The following is a 22,212-nucleotide window of genomic DNA, read 5'->3' as shown; positions in this document are numbered from 1 at the left end:
GAATGGAGACCCCCATGCGACTGACCAGGCGCGCGTGCACCCTCTTCCTGGCGGCGGCGCTGGCCGGTCAGGTCGCGACCGCGCCGGCCCACGCGGCCGGACCCGCGGCGCCCGGCTCGCTCACCGCTGACTTCGCCCGGGCCGCCGCCGAGTTCGACGTACCCCGGGACCTGCTGGTCGCTGTCGCCTACGGCGAGTCCCGCCTGGACGGGCACGACGGCCTACCCAGCCAGGCCAACGGGTACGGGGTCATGCACCTGGTCAGCAACCCCACCCAGCACAGCCTGGAACGGGCCGCCACGCTGACCGGCGAACCGGTCGACCGCCTGCGCTCGGTCACGTCCGCCAACGTCCGGGGCGGCGCGGCGGTGCTCCGCGACCTGGCCGACGACGAGGGGCTGACCGGCGGAGCACGCGACCGGCTCTCCGCCTGGTACCCGGTGGTGGCCCGCTACAGCGCCGCCGTCAACGCGTCGACCGCCCGGCTCTACGCCGACCATGTCTACGACCTGCTGCGTGCCGGGATCGCCGCCGGCCCGGTCCGGGTCGCGGCGCAACCGCTGCGACCCGACCTCGGCCGCTACGCGGACGTCGCTCCCGCGGGAGCCGCCGGCGCGAACGCCGCGGCGGCGGTGCCGGAGTACGCGCCCGCCCGCTGGGTGTCCGCCTACAGCGGCAACTACCAGGCCGGCCGGTCGGCGCGGATAACCACAGTGGTGGTGCACGTGACTCAGGGGTCGTACGCCGGCACGGTGAGCTGGTTCCAGAACCCGACGGCGGGGGTGAGCGCCCACTACGTGGTGAAATCCAGCAACGGCGAGATCACCCAGATGGTCCGCGAGGGCGACACCGCCTACCACGCACGCTCGGCCAACCCGTACGCGGTCGGGATCGAGCACGAGGGGTTCGTGGACAACCCGGCCTGGTTCACCGACGCCATGTACCGGTCGTCTGCCGCGCTGACCCGCTACCTCTGTGACAAGTACGGGCTGCCGAAGACCCGTGCGGCGATCAGGGGCCACAACGAGATGCCCGGCAACGATCACACCGACCCCGGCCCGAACTGGAACTGGAACTACTACATCTCCCTGGTCAACGCCGGCGGCTCGGGGGGCCGGTACCTGGCGGGGTCGCCGACGGACTTCACCGGCGACGGCCGCGACGACATCGTCGCGTTCACCCGCGGCTCGCTCAACGACGTGTACGTGTCGGCGTCCACCGGCTCGTCGTTCGCCGGGACGTCGGTGAAGTGGAACGACTTCTTCGGGCTGAACGACGAGACGTTGCTGTCCGGGGACTTCAACGGCGACGGGCGCGACGACATCGTCGCGTTCACCCACGGTTCGCTCGCCGACGTGTACGTGGCGCTGTCGACCGGGTCGTCGTTCGCCGGCGCCACCAAGTGGCACGACTGGTTCACGCCGAACTCCGAGGTCGCCGCGGTGGGGGACGTCAACGGCGACGGCCGCGACGACATCGTCGCCTTCACCCATGACGCCGCCGGGGACGTGTACGTGGCGCTGTCCACCGGTTCGTCGTTCGCTGGAACAGCGCTCAAGTGGCACGAGTACTTTTCGATCGCCGGTGAGTACCCGGCCCTGGGTGACGTCAACGGCGACGGCCGCGACGACATCATCACCTTCACCCAGGGCCCGGTCGCGGCGTCCGACGTCATCGTCGCCCTGTCCACGGGAGCCTCGTTCGGGGCGGCGCAGACGTGGCACGACCTGTTCGCGGTCGGTTCCGAGTTGCCGCGGGTCGGGGACATCAACGGCGATGGTCGCGACGACATCGTGACCTTCACCTGCAACGCCGAGGCCGACGTCTACGCGGCCGTCTCCACCGGCACCTCGTTCGTCGGCACGACCGTCAAGTGGAACGACTTCTTCTGCCTGCCCGGCGAGTTCCCCTATCTGGGCGACTACAACGGCGACGGCAGGGACGACGTCATCGCCTTCACCAAGGGCACCCTCAACGACGTCTACGTCGGGCTGTCCACCGGCACCAACTTCCTCGGCGGCGTGAAGTGGCACGACTTTTTCGGGCTGCCCAACGAGACCACCCTCTGACTCAGGGAGACCGCAATGTTCGAGGTACCCCCGGCCGCGTCGATCGGCCGGCGCCGACTGATCGGCGGTTCCGTGGCAGCGGCCGCCGCCGGGATGTTCGCTGGTGCCCTCGCCACGTCGTCGGCTGCCCAGGCCGCCGGTGACGGGCACGGCCTGCGCATCGTCGACCGCGACGACGGCTGGTACTGCAATCCGGTGAACAGCTTCGTCGGACCACGCAACTGGGAGACCTTCCACATCGCCCAGCTGCTGCCCTGGATCGACGCGAACTTCCGTACCTTCGCCGAGTACAACGGGCGCGCGGTTGCCGGCTTCTCGATGGGCGGCTTCGGCGCGCTGAGGTACGCGGCCAAGTACTACGGCCACTTCTGCTCGGTCAGTCGGTACTGGCGCGCGCGGGTACCTGTCCGGCGCCGTCTAGGCGACCGGGCCGGCCGGTGTCGCCGGTGGGATCGGGAAGTTCCGGTTGAAGACGTTGTCCGGGTCGTACGTGGCCTTGATGGCGCGTAGCCGGCCGAGGGTGGGCTCGGGCCAGGCATCCAGCAGCCGAGCCGGATCGGTGTCGCTCTCGAAGCTGAGATACAGGCCGTCGAGATGCGCGTACAGCTCGGCCCAGAGCTTGTCGAGCTGGGGTCGGCGGTCCGGGACCGTGGCGGCGAGCACCGAGAAGTTCTGCTGCCGGTGCGGGTAGGCGGTCGCGTCGCGGGCGACGTCGTTGACGGCCCCGCCAACGGACCGGAGCTGCATGATCATCACATCGCCGGAATGGATCATGTTCGCCATCAGGTCGGCCGCCTGCGGCGTGACGTGGTGCAACAGACCGCTGCGGGTGTCCTCCAGCCCCTGCCCCCGGTGCTGGTTGCCCGGCGGCGCGACGATCGCCGCGTACGGCACCAGCTGCGCCTGCTGATCGAGGATCGGCCCGATCTCCAGGAACGGGCTCAGGGCGGACTGCGCCGCCTCGACGTCGTCACCGGCGTAGACGAGGGTGACCTGGGCAGCCGGAGGGTTTCCCCGACGGCCGGGGAAGAGCGAGAGGAAGCTGGTCAGCTCCCGCGGCGCGTCCTCGACGAGCTGGCCCCACCGGCCCAGCAGCTGGGCGCTGTCGGTCGCGTCCGCGACAAGCTGGGCGTAGACCACGTTTCCCACCTCGTACGCCTCCAGCTCGAGCGCGGTGACCACACCGAAGTTTCCACCGGCGCCACGGACGGCCCAGAACAGGTCGGAGTGATGCTCGTCGTCGACGCGGAGCAGGCGGCCATCGGCGGTGACGATCTCGGCGGCGACGACGTGGTCGATGGTCAGACCGTGCTTGCGCGCCAGGTATCCGACGCCGGCGGTGGTGGCGAGCCCACCGACGCCCACGTCTCCGTAGTCCCCCGAGCTCATGGCCAGGCCGTACGGGTGAAGCGCCTGGGCCACGTCGCCCCACCGGGCGCCCGGTTCCAGCCGCACCCGACGGGTCGCCCGGTCGAGCACCTCGACCTTGTTCATCCTCGACATGTCGATGACGACTCCCCCGTCGTTCGTCGACCGGCCGCTGATGCCGTGCCCACCGCTGCGCACCGACAGGGGGACGTCCTGCGTGCGGGCGTACGACACGGCGTCGACCACCTCGGCGGCGTCCTGCGGGCGAATCACCAGGGCCGGCGATCCGGACCGGCTGTAGGTGTGGCGGACCGACTCGTACTGCGCGTCACCGGGCTCGACGGACCTTTCGGCCAGCGAGGTGGGTAGCGCGTCGTAGTCGAGGCCCGGGTGCCGCTCGGCCAGCGCGACGGTCGTGCGGACCCGTCCCGGACCGGCCCCATGCCCCGCGCGCTCCTTGGCGACAGCCTCCCGCAGCGCGGGGGCGATCTCCTGTCCGAGGGTCTGGATGAGGCGCGGGTCGTCGCGGCCGATCAGGAACGTGCTGAACCCTTCGTCGAGGACCAGCGGAAGGAGTTGCTCGACCCACTGCTCGGTGGGTCCCTGGAGGAAGCCGCGGTTGCGCGCCGAGACGTCGACAGTGAACAGGTTGAGCAGGCGTCGGATCTCCCGGGGTTCGCGCCCTGCGGCGACGGCGGCCTCGTCGATGAGCCGGTTGGCGGTCACCCGGTCCGGAGATCGCAGGTATTCCAGCGTGGGGAGCCAGCCGTTGGCCTTCTGGCCGGTCAGGGCCAGCATCTTCGGCTGGTACGCGCCGAGCCAGATGTCGATGTCATGGGCCGGCTTAGGGCCGCGCTGCATGCCGGGAACGGGGTAGTACTCGCCGTCCTGCCGCAGTGGCCCGTCGGCGGCGTCGTCCCAGACGCCGCGCAGGATGTCGATCGCCTCCCGCAGGGCGGCGACCCCCTGTCCCGGGGTGAGCCGCCGGGCCCCCATGCCCTCGACCCCTTCCCAGAACGCGCCGGCGCCGAGGCCCAGTTCGAACCGTCCGTGCGACAGCCGGTCCAGGCTCGCCGCGGCCCGGGCCAGCACGGCCGGCGGGCGCAGCGGCAGGCTGAGGACGTTCCCCGAGATCCGTAGCCGTTGCGTGCGGGCGGCCACCCAGGTCAGCAGGGTCCAGGTGTCGAGGAACTGCGCGTTGTAGGGGTGGTCCTGGAAGGTGACCAGGTCCAGCCCCGCCGCCTCGGTCAGCTCGGCCAGCGCCACCACCTGATCCGGGGCGTGCACGCTGGGCGTCAGGAACGACCCGAACCGGAGTTCGTGCCCGTAGTCCGACATTGCTTCACCATCCACGCGATAGTTTGATCAACAGTTCGTATTTTCTTCCTATCGTTTGTGGGACAACACGTCTTCGGAGAGGAAAATTCCTGGGCTGCCGGACCCGGGAGACAGCGTCAGCGCTTGCGGCCCACGCCGCCGAAGGCGTCGATGTCGACAGGCGTGTCGACAGCGTCGTCCGGTCGCCACTGCGGGCACGGCACGACGCCGGGCTCGACCAGCTCCAGGCCGTCGAAGAAACCGGCGATCTGGTCGGGCGAGCGCAGCGTGTACGGAGTCGCTCCGCTGTCGTTGTAGTCGTCCTGCGCCTGCTGCATCTCGGCGCTGACCAGGCTCGTACCGTCGTTCAGTGAGAGGTAACTGCCGCTCGGCAGCGCCGCCACCAGCTGTCGGGTGATCGAACGGGCCGTCTCGTAGTCGGGCACGTGGCCCATGACCCCGCTGAGAATGAGACCGATCGGCTGCGTGAAGTCGAGCGTCTTGCCGGCCTCGGCGATGACCGCAGCCGGGTCGTGCAGGTCACCGTCGATGTATGCGGTCCTGCCCTCGGCCGTGCCCACCAGCAACGCACGAGCGTGCACCAGCACCAGCGGGTCGCTGTCGACGTAGACGATCCGCGCCTCCGGCGCGATCCGTTGGGCCACCTCATGGGTGTTGTTGGCGGTCGGCAGCCCGGTGCCGACGTCGAGGAACTGGCGGATGCCCGCGTCGGCGGCAAGGAACATGATCGAGCGGACCAGGAACTGCCGGGAGGCCCGGGCCACGTCGACAACGCCGGGGAAGACCTGGCGGTACTGGTCCCCGGCCTCGCGGTCGACCGCGAAGTTGTCCTTGCCACCGAGCCAGTAGTTCCAGATCCGCGCCGAGTGCGGCACCGACGTGTCGATCTTCTGTTGCGCGGCGGCCGCACCGGCCTCGGGCAGGCCGGTCGTCGGCGATTCCATGGTCACGACAAACCCCCATATTCATACGTACGCGACGTCGTCCCGGAACAGCCCAGTCGAGGAAGTGGCCGCCCGTGACCGTGCCACGGTATAGAAGGCCGGGGATCCTCACCACCCGGTCAATCCACAGCCGACTCAACACGATGGACTCGGTCGCCTCCCGGGCCTGGTCGTCGCGTCCACCGAGCACCACCTGCGACTCGCCGGCGGGGCGGTGCCTGCGGCCGGTGACGGCGCCGCCAACTCGGGGTCGATTGCATTGACATAAATCGTTGGACGAATTAACTTTCTGGAATCAAGCACCTGGGAGCGCTCCCAACCTCCTTGCCGCCCAACCATCGCTGAATCTCGCCAAAGCCGAGCCCTCCCGAGGCGTGGATGCCACCACCATTCCAGGAGGAGTCTCGTGAGAAGAAGAGCGATCAACGCTGCCCTGGTGTCGGCCGGCGCCGTCCTGCTGGCATCGACAGCGGTCGCCGCGGCGGTGCCAGCCGGGGCCGCGGCCGCCGGCTGTTCGGTGAACTACAGCGTGTCGTCGCAGTGGCAGGGCGGATTCGGCGCCAACGTCACCATCACCAATCTCGGTGAAGCGGTGACGAGTTGGACGCTGACCTGGCGCTACGACGCCGGACAGACCGTCACGCAGGCGTGGAACACGACGCTGACCCAGAGCGGCGCCGCCGTCACCGCGAAGAACGTCAGCTACAACGGGGCCATCCCGACCAACGGGACGGTCTCGTTCGGTTTCAACGGCTCGTGGACCGGCAGCAACCCCGATCCCACCACCTTCGCGTTGAACGGGGTGGGCTGCACCGGTGGCACGGAGCCGACCACGCCACCGCCGACCACGCCACCGCCGACCACGCCACCGCCGACCACCCCACCGCCGACCGGGCCGGCCGACATCACTGTGAACACCGCGACCAGGTACCAGACCGTGGACGGCTTCGGGGCCGCCCAGTCCATCTGGGGCAGCGCCTGGTCGACGACGGACACCCAGACGCTGGTCGGAATGGGAGCCAACCAGTTGGGGCTGTCCATCGTGCGGACCGGCCTGTCGCCGGTCTCCAGTGAGTGGGCGACGCACGTGAACTCGTTGAAGACGGCGAAGTCGTACGGGTCCAACGTGAAGATCCTCGCCTCGCCGTGGACCGCGCCGGCGGCGTGGAAGACCAACAACAGCCGGGTCAACGGCGGCAAGCTGAGGACCGACTACTACGACGACTACGCCAACCACCTGAACAGCTACGTGCAGTACATGCGTGGCCAGGGCGTGACCATCGACGTGACCTCGGTGCAGAACGAGCCCGACTGGCACCCGGACTACGACTCGATGGACTGGAGCGGCACCGAGCTACGCACCTTCGTCCGCGACCAGGGCGGCAGGGTGCAGAACACGAAGCTGATGGTCGCCGAGGCGGTGAACATGAACTACAACTTCACCGACCCGACCCTCAACGACGCGGCCGCGCGCACCAACATCGGCTACATCGGCGGTCACCTGTACGGCACCGAGGAGTCGGGCCGGCTGCGGCCGTACTCCCTGGCGGAGCAGTACAACAAGCCGGTGTGGATGACCGAGTGGAACCTGCACGCCGCCGACGGCGGTGGCTCCAACATCTGGGGCAACCCCGCCAACGCGGCGGTCTGGAACGAAACCCTCGACGACATCATGCGTACGGTGCACAAGTCGATGGAGGCCAACTGGAACGCCTACATCTGGTGGTACGGCAAGCGCTACTACTCCTTCATCGGTGACGGCGAGTCGGCGTTCGGCACCGTCGCGGGCGCTCCGCTCAAGCGCGGCTACGCCTTCTCGCAGTACGCGAAGTACGTCCGCCCCGGCTACCAGCGGGTCGCCCTGACGAAGAGCTCCAAGGCCTCGCCGCTGGAGGTGACGGCCTACCAGGGGGACGGAAAGATCACCCTGGTGATCCTGAACCGCTCGAACAACGCGGTCAACAACGCCGTGATCCAGGCCCCGCAGAACGTCAGCCGGGCTGAGCACTACCTCACCTCGCAGAACGCCAACGCGGCCAGCCAGCCGACCGCCGTGAACGGCGGTCAGGCCACCATCAACGTCGGCGCGCGCAGCATCTCCACCCTTGTGTTCACCCTCTGAGAACCTGGTTCGACCGAACGCGATCGTCGCGGGAGCCCCGGCCACACGCTGGGGCTCCCGCCCGTTCACGCAGCCCGCTCCCGCTCAGCTGGCGGTCGGCGGCGCCGTGCTCTGCCGCACCACGAGATTGGGGATGACCAGCGGCAGCCGTTGCGGCACCGTGTCGTCGATGGCCTGGGTGACGGCGGTGATGGCCCGGCGACCGACCGCGTCGAAATCCTGCTGCACCGTCGTCAACGGCGGGATGAGGTAGGGCGCCTCGGGGACGTCGTCGAATCCGACGACCGAGATGTCCTGCGGCACCCGCCGCCCGCGCTCGTGCAGCGCGCGCAGCACGCCGATGGCCATCTGGTCGTTGGCGGCGAACACCGCGGTGGTCCCGCGCATCGCACCGATCCGCAGCCCGGCGACGTAGCCGCTGTGCGCCCTCCAGTCGCCCTCGATCGGCTCCGGCGGGCGTAGGCCCGCCGCGCTCATCGCCTGCCGCCAACCTTTGAGTCGGGCGCGGGCCTCGGCCCAGTTGAGCGGGCCACTCACGTGCACGATCTCCCGATGTCCGAGGTCGAGGAGGTGATCGGTAGCCATCTGAGCGCCGAGCACCTGGTCGACGCCGACGGTCACGCTGGCCCTGGACAGGTCGCCCTCCACGACGACGAAGGGGACCCCCGAGCGCGTCATCCGCACCACCTCGAGAGCCTCGTCGTTGCCGGCGATCATCACGACGCCCTCCACGCCGACGCGCATGAGGTGTTCGGTGGCGTCGCTGAGGGCCCGTACCGTCACCTCGGAGAGGCTCACCGAGGTGGCGAAGTAGCCGGCCGCGCGGGCGGCGTCCTCGACGCTGCGATGGATGCTCGTCGGGCCGAACAGTGTCCTGGCCGTGCCGATGATGCCGATCATCCCGGACCGCCCGCGAACCAACGCGCGGGCGGCCGTGTTGGGGCGGTAGTCGAGTCGTCGGATGGCCTCGAGGACCCGTTCCCGCGTCTCGCGCCTGATGCTGGGCGCCCCGTTGATGACCCGGGACACCGTCTGGTGTGACACGCCCGCCAGGCGAGCGACGTCGGCCATGACCGGTGGCCGGTCGGCCGCTGTCACAGCGGCCTTTGCGTGAACTCGCACTGGCGGGCCGTCCGTTCTTCCATGGGATCAGTTTCTCGTGTGCCTCGTCCGTTCGCGGCCGTCAGTGTGAGTGCCGGGGCACCGCGCTGCCGCTGCCACCGACGAGGAAGTCGAGGTCGGCGCCGCTGTCGGCCTGTAGGACGTGCTCGCTGTACAGGCGTACCCAACCTCGGTCGGCCACCGGCTTCGGCGGCTGCCAGGCGGCGCGGCGTTCGGCGAGTTCCGCGTCGTCGACCAGGAGCTCCAAGCGGCGCGTCGCGACGTCGACGGAGATCAGGTCACCGGTGCGGACCAGCGCCAGCGGGCCACCCACTGATGCCTCCGGCGCCACGTGCAGGATGCAGGTGCCGTAGCCGGTGCCGCTCATCCGAGCATCGGAGATCCGCACCATGTCCGTGATGCCGTCGGCGAGCAGTCGTCGTGGCATGGGCACGTTGCCCACCTCCGGGAAGCCGGGGTAGCCCCGTGGGCCGGCGTTGCGTACGACGATCACCGTGTCGGGGGTGACGTCGAGGTCCGGGTCGTCGGCGGCGACGACGTACTCCTCGATCCGGTCGAAGACGAGTGCCGGGCCGGTGTGCGTGAGGAGGTGGGCGGAAGCGGCGGAGACCTTCAATACCGCCCCGGACGGCGCGAGCGACCCGCGCAGCACCACGGTGCCCGAACCGGCGGGCTGGAACGGCTCGTCCATCGTGCCGATGACGTCGCGGTTCCAGCACTGGGCGCCGTCGACGTTATCCGCCACGCTCCGGCCGCTGACCGTGACGTGGTCCATGTGCAGCAGCGGGGCGAGTTCCTTCATCACCACCGGTAGGCCGCCCGCGTAGGCGAAGTCCTCCATCAGGTACGCACCGGACGGCATGAGGTTGACGAGCATCGGCACGTCGGCGGTGAGGGTGTCGAAGTCCTCCAGCGACAGGGGAACGCCGAGTCGTCCGGCGATCGCGAGCAGGTGCACGACCGCGTTTGTGGAACCGCCGATCGCGGCGTTGACCCGGACGGCGTTCTCGAACGCCTGCCTCGTGAGCACCGAGGACAGCCGCTGGTCTTCCTCGACCATGGCGACGATCCGACGTCCGGCGGCGTGCGCGAGCGCGTACCGCCGGGAGTCGACCGCCGGCACGGCGGCCGCCCCCGGCAGTTGCACGCCCAGCGCCTCGGTCACGCAGGCCATCGTGGAGGCGGTGCCCATGGTCATGCAGTGGCCCCGGCTGCGGGACATGCCGACCTCCGCCTCGGAGCAGTCGGCGGCGGTCATCCGACCGGCCCGCATCTCCTCGGTGAAACGCCAGACAACAGTGCCCGAGCCGATGTCCTGGCCGCGGAACTTGCCGTTGAGCATCGGGCCGCCGGTCATCATCAGGGTCGGCAGGTCGACGCTCGCCGCTCCCATCAGCAGGCCGGGTGTGGTCTTGTCACAGCCGGAGAGCAGGACCACCCCGTCGAGCGGGTTGGCGCGGACCGACTCCTCCAACTCCATCGCCAGCAGGTTGCGGTAGAGCATGGTCGTGGGTCGCATGAGCGGCTCGCCCAGGCTCATCGCCGGAAACTCCAGCGGCAGGCCACCGCTCTCCCACACGCCCCGCTTCACCGATTCGGCCAGGTCGCGCAGGTGGGCGTTGCAGGGCGTCAACTCCGACCAGGTGGTGGCGATGCCGATCACCGGTCGACCGTCGAAGACGTCGTCCGCGAACCCCTGGTTGCGCATCCAGGACCGATGGATGAACCCGTTGCGGCCTTCCGCGCCGAACCACTGCCCGCTGCGCAGCGGTCGATTCGTCGTCGACATCAGCACACCTCTCTGTCATCCGTCCGGCCGCGTCCAGTGCGGCGAGAATTGCGCGTGTGGTGGATTGGCTGGTGGCGCCGGCGCTGCCTACCGGAGACCTCCGACGGACAGGCCGCCACGCCAGTGTCGTTGGAGGCTGAAGAACGCGATGATCAGTGGGATCACGGACACCAGGGAGCCCAGGATGATGAGGCTCCACAGCGAGGTGGTTCCCGCGTTGTTCGCGGACGCGATTCCCTGCCAGAGGCCGAGACCGACGGTGACCGGGAAGAGCCGGTTGTCGGAGAGCATGGCCAGGGGCAGGAAGTAGTTGTTCCAGGACGCCACGGCCGACAGGAGCAGCACGGTGACCACCGCGGGACGCATCAGCGGAAGAGCGATCTGAATGAACGTCCGCACCTCGCCCGCGCCGTCGACCCGCGCCGCGTCCAGGAGTTCGTCGGGCACCGCGTCGCGTGCGTAGACGTGCATCAGGTAGACGCCGAACGGGTTGAGCAGCGACGGGAGGATCACCGCCCAGACGGTGTTCGTCAGGCCCAGCCGGGAGAACATGATGAAGGTCGGGATGACCAGAGCGGTGGCGGGCACCATCAGCGCGCCGAGCACGACGGCGAAGCTGAAGCGTCGGGCCGCGAACCGGTACTTGGCGAACCCGTAGCCGGCCATGACCGCCAGGACGGTGGCGCCGACTCCGCCGGCGATGGCGTACAGCGTGGAGTTGAGGATCCACCGGAGGTAGATGCCACCGTCGTAGGTGAAGAGCTGCCGGAGGTTGCCGAGGTAGTCGATCTGGTCGGTGAACCAGAGGGTGTTGCCGCCGCCGAACAGGCCCGGCGCGTCCTTGGAACTGTTGACGATGACCCACCAGAACGGTACGAGGAAATAGATCACCAGGAAGCCGAGGAGGATCTGCATGGGGAGATAGCGCTGCGGTCGGCGGGCGCCTGCGCGGACGCTGGTGTGGTCGGCCATCTACAGGAAGCTCCTCCGCTTGCGGGTGAAGAACAGGAAGGCGTACACGCAGATGAACACGATCCCGCCGAGGGCGAAGGAGATCGCGGACCCGTAGTTGAAGTTGGCGAGCGAGAACGCCTGCTGGTACGCGTACATGTTCGGGGTGAAGTCCGAGCCGATCGTGCCGGCGGCGAGGTATCGCAGGATCTGCGGTTCGTTGAAGAACTGCAGGGTGCCGATGAGCGAGAAGACCAGGATCAGGATCAGTGCGGGCGCGATCAGCGGGATCTTGATCCGCGTCGCGATCTGCCAACGCCCGGCGCCGTCCATCCGGGCCGCTTCATAGAGCGTCGGATCGACGCCCTGTAACGCCGCGTACAGGATGATCATGTAGTAGCCGGCCCACTGCCAGGTGACGACGTTGAGCAACCCGTAGAAGATCAGGTCGCTACCCAGGAAGTCGGGTGCGGTGGCGCCGAACAGCCCGAAGATGTCGGTGAGCGGGCCGAAGCCCCGGCTGTAGAGGAACCCCCACATCACCGCCCCGATGACAGTGGGGATCGCGTACGGAAGAAAGATCATGAGGCGGGAGAAGCGGGCGAACAGGGTGGTCACCGAGTCCAGGATGAGCGCCATCGCGAGCGCGATGATGATCTGCACCGGGATCGAGACCAGCGAGAAGCGGATGACGAACCACGCCCCGGACAGGAAGCTCGGGTCGGTGAACGCCTTCACGTAGTTGTCGAAGAGGACGAAGCTGGTGCCGCCGATCAGCTTCTTCTGAAAGAGGCTGAGATACAGCGCGTACGCCAGCGGCGCGATGAGGAACGCCAGGAACACGACCCCGAACGGCCCGACGAAGAGCCATCCCATCAGGTGTTCGCGAAGGTGTACCTTGCCACGGATCTTGCGCGTCTCAGGCTGCGTACGCGCTGCGCGCTTCTCGGTCAGGGATGTCATCTTGGTCTCCGGGACGTGGACGCTGAGGGGGGAGGGTGGGCCGGCCGGTGCCGGCGCGGCCCACCCAGCCGGTCACTGAACGGTGAAGCCCTGTTCCTTGGCGTACTTCGCCACGTCCTCCTGGAGCCGGTCGGCAGCCTGCGAACCGGTGACGGAGCCCTTGATGACCTCGCTGACCTGCTTTTCCATGGCGTCGAGGTAGTACTGGCCGAAGGGGGCGTACTGGACGCCCTGGTAGGCGTCGGCGGCGGGGACGTAGACCTCCTTGTTCGCCTGCTGGCCGCCGAAGAACGCCACCTTCAGGTCGACGAAGGCGGGATCCTTGAGCGCCGTGAGGTTCAGCGGGAAGATGATCTGGTTGGTCCAGCCGTCGGTGAGCGACTCCTTGTCGGCGTAGAGCCCGTAGGCGACCTTCGCGGCCAGCTCCGGCTTCTTCGCCTGCTTGGTCACCGAGAACGCCGACCCGCCCCAGTTCACCTGCACCGGGTTGGCCGAGTCCCACTGCGGCAGCGGCGCCACCGCGAACTTGCCGGTGTCCTGGCCCTTGCCGACGCCCGCGCCGGTGAGGTAGCCGGGTGCCCACGCCGCCGAGATGTACGTCGCGTAGTTGCCGTTGATCACGCCGGAGATGTACTCCGGGGTGAACTGGTTTTGCGTGCCGACCAGGCCCTTCTTGGCCAGGCCACCCCAGTAGTCCAGCACGTCCTTGGACGCCTGGTCGTTGAGCTTCACACCGATGGCGTTCGGCTGCGCCGGATCGGAGGTGAAGGGCTTTGCGCCCTTCTGGATCTGGAGCGCCATCAGGACCGCTGGGACGTTCGCGCCGAAGTCCCCGAAGAGCGGACCACCGGCGTCCTTGACCTTCTGCGCGGCCTGCTCGTACTCGGCCCAGGTCTTCGGCGGCGTGATCTTGTACTTGTCGAAGATGTCCTTGCGATAGATCATGCCCATCGGGCCGCCGTCGACCGGGACGCCGTAGACCGCGTCACCGACCGACACGTCCTTCCAGGCACCCTCGCTGTAGTTGGCCTTGACCGCGTCGAAGCCGTACTGCTTGATGTCGACGAGCGCGCCCTGGATCTGGAAGGTCGGGATGCGGTCCGCCTCGACCATGATCACGTCGGGCGCCCCGGTGCCCGCCGAGATGGCCGTCTGGAACTTGTCGTACTCGTCCCCGCCCTGCCCGACGTTGGTCCAGCAGACCTGCACCTCGTTGTTCAGCTTGTTGAAGTTGTCGACGACGAGTTGGGTGTTGGGGTACCAACCCCACATCGTCACGACCGGCAGGTCCTTCTTGGTGATGGTGTTCGTGCAATTGCTCGCGTCGCTGCCGCCCTCGTCGGACGAGCAGGCGACCAGCCCGCTCCCCACCGCGAGCATGGCTACCGTGGCGAGTATCCGTCTTCTCTTCATTGAGATGGTTCCCTTCGGCGATGGCGGTGCACAGCATCCATGCGCTGGCGGGCGCCACCGGGAGCAGGAGGCCCCGCACCCGGTGGCGTCGCCAGCGATGGCCCCTAGCGCTTGAACAGTCGCGGCGCCAGGTCGATGAGGTTCTTCTGCCACACGTCCCAGCCGTGCGGCCCCGGGGTGACCCCGTCGAACTCGTAGCGGATACCGAGGTCGTTCAACGTGGTCAGCGATGCCATGAAGCTCGGGTAGACGAAGTCGGTCTGGTCACCGACGTACAGGCGCAACATCTTGGTGCCGTTGTTGATCGCCGCCACGTCGACGCCGGTGCCGCTGCCGAAGCCGGCCGAGAACGCAGCGACGTAGGCGAATTCACCCGGGTAGGCCTTCAGGACCCCGAACGCCTGCCCGCCGCCCATCGACAGCCCGGCGAGCGCCTGCTGCGACGGATCGCTGGAGATGTGGTAGCGGGCACGGGCCGTCGGAACGATGTTCTCCCGCAGTTCCCGGTTGAAGTTCGCCGAGTTGCCGTTGCCCATCACGACCACCATCGGCGTGAGGTCCCCGTCGAGGTACTGATGGTCGAGGATCTGCTTGGCGCGGCCCATCTCGACCCAGTCCGTGTAGTTCTGCCCGCCGCCGTGCTGCAGGTAGAGGACGGGGTACGGCTGCTCCCGGCCCGGGTCGTACCCCGGTGGGGTCCACACCAGCGCGGTGCGGTCCTGACCGGCCACGGTGCTGGAGTAGGTCATGCTCTCGACGGTTCCGCCCTGACCGGCGGGCACGTCCGACAGCAGTCGCGCGCCGGGCCCGGGGATGAAGAAGGTGCTCCACATCGGTTCGGTGGTCACCTTCGTCGGGTTGGCGGTGTCCTTGACCGCGACCCGGTCCACGATCAGCCGGTAGTAGTAGAACCAGGGCTTCAGCGGGCCCACTGTCGCCCGCCACCGGTCACCGTCGCGGGTCAGTGGCAGTCGCAGCCAACTGCCGCCCGGCGCGACGTTCGCCCAGACCGTGACGTGCTGAGCGTCAGTGAAGTCCGTGGTCGTCTCGAAGGTGACGAACCCGTCCTCGGTGACGAAGGGCGTCGGGGTGGTACCGGCCGGCGGTGGAGTGAACTCCCGCTTGAGTGGCTGGTGACCGGGGCTCGGCCCGTGGTCCCGCACGTCGCGGAACAGTCGCGGCAGGAAGTCGACGAGGTTCTCCTGCCAGGTGGTCCAGTTCGCGCCGCCGTCCGGGTTGACACCGTCGAACTCGAACCGCACGTCGGCTCGGTCCAACGCCTTCGTCAGTCGGTAGGTGGCGTTGTGCGCGGGATCGGTGACGTTGCCGGTGTACAGGCGCAGCAGCTTGACACCGCGGTTGATCGCCTTGGCGTCCTTCCGGTCGATCTCCGGCGCCGACCTGCCCGAGAACCAGCCGACGTAACCGAACTGGCCCGGCCTGGTGAGCGCGGCCCGCAGCGCCTGCGTGCCACCGTCGGACACACCGGCGATCGCCTGATGCCCCGGGTCACGAAGGACCCGGTAGTTGTCGGTGACCGCCTTCCGGAGGTCCTTCAACTCCTTGTCGTCCCCGGCGTTGGCGTTGTTGATCACCACCACCATCGGGCTCATCGCGCCAGCGGCCGAGAGGTTGTCGAGGATCTGCTTGGATCGACCGAGATCGAGCCAGTCGGTGGCGGCGACACCGTCACCCGACTGCAGGAAAAGCGCCGGGTAACCCTTCGGGCCCTTGGCCGCGTAGCCCGGTGGCGTCCAGACCACGGCCGAGCGCTGCGCGTTCCTGGTGCGATAGGTCAGCGTCTCGATCTTTCCGCCGGTGCCCACCGGCGCGTCGACCAGCCACCGTGCCGAGTCGCCCGCGACGAAGAAGGTGCTCAGCAGCGGGTTGGACGCGACACCGGCGCTGTTCGTCGGGTCCTTGATGGTCTTGGTGTCGTCGGCGGTGAACTGGTAGTTGTACAGCCCGGGCTCGAGCGCGCCGAGAACGCCGGACCACACGTCACCCCGGCGGGTCAGACCAAACTCCGCCCAGCTGGCGGACGGACCGAAGTTTCCCTCGACGACGACCTGCGAGACGGTGCCCAGCTTCTCCTGGACGTACGCCGCAGGGACGGCGAACGAGGCGTAGCGGTCCTGGGAGACGTCCAGCCACGGCGCGTCCGCCGCTGCTGGTTGCGGCGCGACGAGCACCGCCGCGGTGGCGATGACTCCGGCGGTGAACGCCGCCGAGAACCGTCCACGCACGCCGGGACGGCGTAAGCGCCCATGATACTGTTCGGTAGTCACGCTCCACTCCTTTCATGTGCCGGCCGCGGATGCGACCCGACTGACCGGCTCAAACTCAACGGTGGATCTGGCCGTGTGTGCTGCGTTCACCTCCTTCAGGCTGCTGCCACGGGCACAGCCGACCTGATCGCCCCGTCGGGAGCGATCAGGCTTGCGCGCCTATGAGCGAAGGTCATGGTCGTGCCACGCTCTTCGGTGGTGCGGTCGAGCCGCGCACGACGAGGCTGGTCGGAAGCACGATCTGGCGGGGCTCGTCCCACTCGCCGGTCACCAGCGACTTCAGCATCCGGGCGGCTTCGTACCCGAGCTGATACATCGACTGATCCACAGTGGTCAGACCCGGCTCGGTCGACGCGGACTCGGGAATGTTGTCGAACCCGACGACGGACAGGTCCCCCGGCACGGAGAACCCCAACTCCCTGGCGACCTCCAGGACCTTGAGGGCCATCCCGTCACTCGCCGCGAAGATCGCCGACGGCGGGTCCGGTCGTTGCAGCAGGACGCGCGCCAGCGGCGTTGCCGACTCGGGGTTGAAATCCCCTCGGCCGATCAGCGTCGGGTCGACCGGGACGCCGCCGTTGGCCAGCGCGGCCCGGTATCCCTCCTCGCGCGCCCAGGCCGAGGCCAGACTGTCGCGCCCCGCGATGAACCCGATGCGCCGGTGACCCAGGCCGAGTAGATGCTCGACGGCGGTGGTGGCGCCCGCGAGGTTGTCGGCCATCACCGCGGGCGCCGCTGAGCCCCGCACCGGGTCGATGGCCACGACCGGCGTCCGGCTGCGGATGTCACCCCAGGGCGTGACGACGATGCAGCCGTCGGTGAGGGTGCCCGACAGTCGGGTGAGGTGCCGCTGCTCCCAGCCCTCCGAGTACGACCCGTAGAGGTCGCTGTTGGCGTAGATGATCAGATCGAAGCCCGAGCGACTCAACGCCTTCATCACGCCCTTGAGCACCTCCGCCGTGTACGACTGGAAGCTGTGCGCGACGAGGCCCAGAACGTTGGTGCGGCTGCGCCGAAGGCTGGTGGCCACCAGACTCGACTCGTAGCCGAGTTGGTCGATGGCGGAGCGCACCTGAGCGACAGTGCGAGCGCTGACGCCGTAATGCCCGTTGACGACGCGCGAGACGGTGGCGGTGGAAACGCCGGCGACTCGGGCGACATCACTCATTGTTACCGGCGCATTGGCTTCAATCATGCCGCTCTCTCTGGACTGCAATCGTTATCGGTTACGTTTCCAGGATGTTGCCAACGTATCTGAGAACGATTACGAACACAAGACCTCTTCCCCCTAAGTCGACGGTGGAGAAGAGGGTCCTAACCGGATACGCGCAAGGGCGTGGTGACCATCAGTTGCCGCGCGGAGAACGCGAACGGCGCGCTCTCGGAGCGGACGAAGCGGAGCCTCGTTTTCTGCACCGGTCCTACTCGTTGACAACAGGACGGCACGCTCCGTCAAGCACCATTCCCCGGCCCGGGTGAACGATCACAGCTGCCGCACTTCGGTGGTCGCGGTAAAGACCTTCGTCGTCGGCTGGTCCGGGTCCGCACTGATGACAAAGGTGCCGGCGTGGATGTGGTCGGCAGCCGAGAAACCGACGTACACCTCGATCTGCCCGGCCTCCACCGCGTAGGTCATGCTCCGGTCGTAGAAACCGAGCTGACCTGTGGGGAGCGCGAACCGCACCGCCACCCGCTGGCCGGCGTCCGCCGCGACGCGGGCGAAGGCCTTCAGCTCCAGCACCGGCCGGGTGATCGTCGCCTGCGGGTCGCGGACGTAGAGCTGCACGACCTGCTCCCCCGCCCGCTGCCCGGTGTTGGTGACCGTGACCTCGACACCGACGCTGTCCCCGGCGCGGACCTCGGCGCCGCGCACCGTGGCGTCGTCGATCGCGAACGAGGTGTACCCGAGGCCGTGGCCGAAGACGTATCGCGGGGCGACCGGCGAATCCACGTAGTCGCCGTGCCAGTGTGACCGGCCGCCGGACACCTTGTGGCCGTAGAAGACCGGGATCTGGCCCACCCCACGGGGGTACGAGATCGGCAGCCTTCCGCTCGGGTTCACCTCACCGAGGAGCACCTCGGCGATCGCCCGCGCCCCGGTCTCCCCCGGCAGCCAGGCCATCAGCACCGCGGCGCACTCCTCGTGCAGGAAGTCACTGCCGACGGGTCGGCCGGCGACGAGCACCGCCACGACGGGCGTGCCGGTGGCGACGACGGCACGCAGCAGCTCTTCCTGCACGCCCGGCAGGTCCAGGCTGGACCGGTCGCGCGACTCCCCCGTGGTGGCGTCGGGCGTCACTCCCGAACGGTCCCCCAGGACCAGCACCGCCACGTCGGCCGCCGCGGCGACCGCGACCGCCTCGGCGAACCCCTCCGTCGAGGGATCGAGCACGTCGCAGCCCGGGGCGAAGCGCAGCCGGTCGCCCAGCCGCGCCGCGAGTTCGTCACGCACCGTCGGCACACCGTCGGTGCTCTCGTCGATCTCCAGATCGTCCGGGATCGTCATCATCTCGCCGAGCAGGCCACGCCGCTTGCGCGCCGCGGCCAACGCCTCGATGTGGGCCACGAACGAGTAGTCACCGAGCAGGTGTCGGGCGTTGTCGGCGTTCGGGCCGATGAGCGCGACCGTTCCGGCCTTCCCGGGCAGCGGCAGGACGTCGTCGTTCTTGAGCAGGACGAGGCTGCGGCGGGCGATCTCGAGCGCCACGTCCCGGTGCCGGTCGGCGTTCGCCGTCGTCGCGGCCGCGTCCTCGTCGACGTACGGGTTCTCGAAGAGCCCGAGTTCGATCTTGTGTCGAAGGACCCGCGAGACCGCCTCGTCGAGTTGGGCCTCGCTGACCTCGCCGGTGTCCAGGGCACGGTTGAGGGCGTCCCCGTACGCGTCCGTCGCCGGGAGCTCGACGTCCACCCCCGCGCCGAGGCCCACCGTCGCGGCCTGCTGCTTGTCCTGAGCGAAGTGGTGGTAGGTGTGGAGGTCGTTGACCGCGAAGTAGTCGGACACCACGCTGCCGGTGAAACCCCACTGCTCACGGAGGACGTCGGTGAGGAGCTCCTGGTTGGCATGGCACGGGACGCCGTCGAGTTCGTGGTAGCCGGCCATCACCGACTGGAGCCCGCCCTCGCGGACCGCCGCCTCGAACGGATACAGGTACACCTCACGCAGCAACCGCGGCGGCAGCTGGGCCGGCGCCCAGTTCAACCCACCCTCGGACGCCCCGTAGCCGACGAAGTGCTTGGCGGTGGCCAAGACGCCGTCGGTCAGGTCGGCGCCCTGCAGGCCGTTGACGAACGCCACCCCCATCCGGGACACCAGGTACGGGTCCTCGCCGTAGGTCTCCTCCGTCCGGCCCCACCGCGGGTCGCGCACCACGTCCAGCACCGGCGAGAGCCCCTGGTGGCTTCCCACTGCGCGCATCTGCGCGCGGACGGCGTCGGCCAGCTGTTGGTTGAGCTCCGGCGCCCAACTGCTCGCGACGCCGATAGCCTGCGGAAAGATCGTCGCCTCGCGGGCCATCACCCCGGAGCAGACCTCCTCGTGCACGATCGCCGGGATCCCCAGCCGGGTCTCGGTCACCAGGAAGCGCTGGATGGCGTTGGCGGCCCGCGCGACCTGCGACGCCTTCAGGCTGGTCGCGCCCGAGACGCGGGTCACGTGCCCCAGGCCGTGTCCGAGGATTGGCCGGGCCCGCTCCGGCGCGAACCGCCCGCCCTCCAGCAGGGTGAACGACCACGTGCTGCCCAGTTGCGCGAGCTTCTCCTCGCGGGTCATGCGGGCCAGCAGATCCGACACCCGTTCGTCGACGGGTGCTGTCGCATCGGCGTAGGTCGCCTCGATCTCCGGCTCAACAGTGGTCACCCGGTCACCCCAATCACCGCGACAAGCTGGTCTTCCGGCCTCGTCGATCACCACGCCACCTGCGCCTGGTCGCGGGCTGTGGGCGACGGCCGGGAGGCGGTGGCGGCGAAGCGGGCGGGAGTCAGACCCCTGGCCAGCTGGGGGGTGGCAGGGCCCGGGGGCCGCGCCGACCACACATTGATCCAGGTGCCGTGTTCCCTTACGTAAACGTAATCGGTAACGTTTACATCGATCGACAACGTAATCGAGGACGATCACGTTGTCCAGAGGTCGCACCGCCTCCACCACCCCTCGGTCCCGGCGCTCCGCTAGAGATCTCCGCGTCGGACCTCGCACGAAGGGAGCCAGCCCTGAACACCCACCCCGACAGCGCGCCGGAGCACGTCGTGAACACGGCCCGCTTGACCCTGGACCCCCGCCGACGCGTCGCACCCGTGCCGCGCCGGCTCTTCGGCACGTTCGTCGAGCACCTGGGCCGCTGCGTCTACACCGGAATCTACGAGCCGGGGCACCCGACGGCCGACGCCGACGGCTTCCGGGGCGACGTCCTCGCGCTGGTACGCGAGTTGGGCGTCACCACGGTGCGCTATCCGGGCGGCAACTTCGTCTCCTCCTACCGCTGGGAGGACGGCGTGGGCCCGGTCGACAAACGACCGACGAGGCTCGACCTCGCCTGGCACAGCCTGGAGACCAACGCGTTCGGGCTCGACGAGTTCATGCGCTGGGTCGGCAAGGCCGACCTGGACCCGATCATGGCGGTCAACCTCGGCACCCGGGGCACCGCCGAGGCCGTCGACCTGCTTGAGTACGCCAATCACCGCGGTGGAAGTCACCTCGCCGACCAGCGCCGCGACAACGGCGCGATCGACCCGTACGGGATCAGGCTGTGGTGCCTGGGCAACGAGATGGACGGCCCGTGGCAGGTCGGCCAGCGAAGCGCGACCGAGTACGGGCGTCTCGCGGCGCAGACCGCGAAGGCCATGCGCCGCTTCGACCCCGATCTCGAACTCGTCGCCTGCGGCTCCTCGCACCTCGGTATGCCGACCTTCGGCAGCTGGGAGCGCGACGTGCTGACCGAGGCGTACGACGACGTCGACCTGATCTCGCTGCACGCCTACTACCAGCCGGTCGACGACGACCTGGCCAGCTTCCTCGCCTCGGCGGAGGAGATGGACAGGTACATCGACGCCGTCACCGCCATCGCCGACTCGGTCGGAGCGATCCGCCGGTCGACCAAGAAGATCATGATCGCGTTCGACGAGTGGAACGTCTGGTACCAGTCCGCAGCCCCGTCCACGCCGCCGAGCGGCGAGGACTGGCCGGTCGCGCCGCCGCTGCTGGAGGATCACTACAGCGTGGCCGACGCGGTCGTCGTCGGCGGGCTGCTCATCAGCCTGCTGCGGCACAGCGACCGGGTGACCGCGGCCTGCCAGGCCCAACTGGTCAACGTCATCGCGCCGATCATGACCGAGCCGGGTGGCTCGGCCTGGCGGCAGACCATCTTCCACCCCTTCGCCCGCACCGCCCGACACGCCCAGGGCGCCGTGCTGGACGTGCTGCGTGACGGCAGCACGACGAGCACCGACCGCTACGGCGAGGTCGACGCTGTCGACGCGGTCTCCACCTGGGACGACAGCACCGGGGAGATGACCGTCTTCCTCGTCAACCGCGCCCTCGACACCCCCGCCGAAGTGCACATCGACGTCGCCGGCGCCCAGGTGACCGACATCATCGAGTGCGTCACCGTCGGCGGCACCGACCTGCACGCCAAGAACACGGCCGACGGCCCGGACCACGCCGCGCCGCGTCCCAACGGCACGGCACGCGGCGCCGACGCCAGCGTCCAGCTCACTCTTCCGCCCGCGTCCTGGACCATGCTGCGACTTCGCGCCACCGACGCGACCTCGTGATCGGCTGACGAACCACCGTTTCGCCGGCCCCGGACGCACCCCGGCCGCGCACACCCTGGCATCACCAGGGTCGCGCGGC

General features: G+C 68.9%; 13 protein-coding genes and 1 pseudogene. 4 read left to right on the top strand and 10 right to left on the bottom strand.

What is annotated here, in order from left to right:
* The first annotated feature begins 14 nt into the window (after positions 1 to 14).
* Together DLJ59_RS23765 and DLJ59_RS38330 are read left to right on the top strand one after the other, a co-directional pair.
* A complete protein-coding gene (locus DLJ59_RS23765; protein ID WP_124774818.1) occupies positions 15 to 2,069 on the top strand; it encodes an N-acetylmuramoyl-L-alanine amidase in 2,055 nt (684 codons plus the stop codon).
* Positions 2,070 to 2,246: 177 nt separating this feature from the next.
* Positions 2,247 to 2,456, top strand: a pseudogene (locus DLJ59_RS38330) (alpha/beta hydrolase-fold protein); the annotation flags it as partial.
* A gap of 30 nt (positions 2,457 to 2,486) precedes the next feature.
* Here DLJ59_RS38330 and DLJ59_RS23755 read toward each other — a convergent pair.
* Both DLJ59_RS23755 and DLJ59_RS23750 read right to left on the bottom strand, forming a co-directional pair.
* Positions 2,487 to 4,775 carry an LLM class flavin-dependent oxidoreductase gene (locus DLJ59_RS23755; RefSeq protein WP_124774817.1) on the bottom strand — a complete coding sequence of 763 codons (2,289 nt, stop codon included), beginning with the start codon at positions 4,773 to 4,775 and terminating at the stop codon, positions 2,487 to 2,489.
* Between the two features lie 116 nt (positions 4,776 to 4,891).
* On the bottom strand, positions 4,892 to 5,698 hold the full coding sequence (locus DLJ59_RS23750) for an SAM-dependent methyltransferase (protein ID WP_208648810.1): 807 nt from the start codon (positions 5,696 to 5,698) through the stop codon (positions 4,892 to 4,894).
* 427 nt (positions 5,699 to 6,125) lie between these two features.
* Between DLJ59_RS23750 and DLJ59_RS23745 the strand changes: the two genes are divergently transcribed.
* Positions 6,126 to 7,841, top strand: a complete 1,716-nt coding sequence (locus DLJ59_RS23745; protein ID WP_124774816.1) for a cellulose binding domain-containing protein — start codon at positions 6,126 to 6,128, stop codon at positions 7,839 to 7,841.
* 84 nt (positions 7,842 to 7,925) lie between these two features.
* Here the strand turns inward: DLJ59_RS23745 and DLJ59_RS23740 are convergent, their stop codons facing one another.
* The 8 genes from DLJ59_RS23740 to DLJ59_RS23705 form a co-directional block, all read right to left on the bottom strand.
* Positions 7,926 to 8,912 carry a LacI family DNA-binding transcriptional regulator gene (locus DLJ59_RS23740; RefSeq protein ID WP_124774839.1) on the bottom strand — a complete coding sequence of 329 codons (987 nt, stop codon included), beginning with the start codon at positions 8,910 to 8,912 and terminating at the stop codon, positions 7,926 to 7,928.
* Positions 8,913 to 9,024: 112 nt separating this feature from the next.
* Positions 9,025 to 10,752, bottom strand: coding sequence for an IlvD/Edd family dehydratase (locus tag DLJ59_RS23735; protein ID WP_124774815.1), 1,728 nt, complete (start codon positions 10,750 to 10,752; stop codon positions 9,025 to 9,027).
* Between the two features lie 87 nt (positions 10,753 to 10,839).
* Positions 10,840 to 11,724: a carbohydrate ABC transporter permease gene (locus DLJ59_RS23730; protein WP_124774814.1), complete on the bottom strand. Its 885-nt coding sequence runs from the start codon at positions 11,722 to 11,724 to the stop codon at positions 10,840 to 10,842.
* Positions 11,725 to 12,666 (bottom strand): carbohydrate ABC transporter permease, encoded by a 942-nt coding sequence (locus DLJ59_RS23725; RefSeq protein ID WP_124774813.1) that lies wholly within the window; start codon positions 12,664 to 12,666, stop codon positions 11,725 to 11,727.
* Between the two features lie 72 nt (positions 12,667 to 12,738).
* Positions 12,739 to 14,079, bottom strand: coding sequence for an ABC transporter substrate-binding protein (locus DLJ59_RS23720; protein WP_124774812.1), 1,341 nt, complete (start codon positions 14,077 to 14,079; stop codon positions 12,739 to 12,741).
* 104 nt (positions 14,080 to 14,183) lie between these two features.
* Positions 14,184 to 16,325 (bottom strand): alpha/beta hydrolase, encoded by a 2,142-nt coding sequence (locus DLJ59_RS23715; RefSeq protein ID WP_244236188.1) that lies wholly within the window; start codon positions 16,323 to 16,325, stop codon positions 14,184 to 14,186.
* Between the two features lie 214 nt (positions 16,326 to 16,539).
* Entirely contained in the window at positions 16,540 to 17,562 is a 1,023-nt protein-coding gene (locus DLJ59_RS23710) for a LacI family DNA-binding transcriptional regulator (protein ID WP_124774810.1), read from the bottom strand.
* Between the two features lie 288 nt (positions 17,563 to 17,850).
* Complete coding sequence (locus DLJ59_RS23705) at positions 17,851 to 20,223, bottom strand: glycoside hydrolase family 3 N-terminal domain-containing protein (protein ID WP_208648807.1); 2,373 nt, start codon at positions 20,221 to 20,223, stop codon at positions 17,851 to 17,853.
* Positions 20,224 to 20,609: 386 nt separating this feature from the next.
* On the opposite strand from DLJ59_RS23705, the gene arfA reads away from it, so the two are divergent.
* Positions 20,610 to 22,133, top strand: coding sequence for an arabinosylfuranosidase ArfA (gene arfA / locus DLJ59_RS23700; RefSeq protein ID WP_124774809.1), 1,524 nt, complete (start codon positions 20,610 to 20,612; stop codon positions 22,131 to 22,133).
* Positions 22,134 to 22,212 lie beyond the last annotated feature (79 nt).

The sequence above is a fragment of the Micromonospora inaquosa genome (assembly GCF_003857055.1).
Taxonomy (GTDB): domain Bacteria; phylum Actinomycetota; class Actinomycetes; order Mycobacteriales; family Micromonosporaceae; genus Micromonospora; species Micromonospora inaquosa.
Note: the sequence above shows the minus strand (reverse complement) of the source record. Positions and strands in the feature narration are given on the sequence as shown.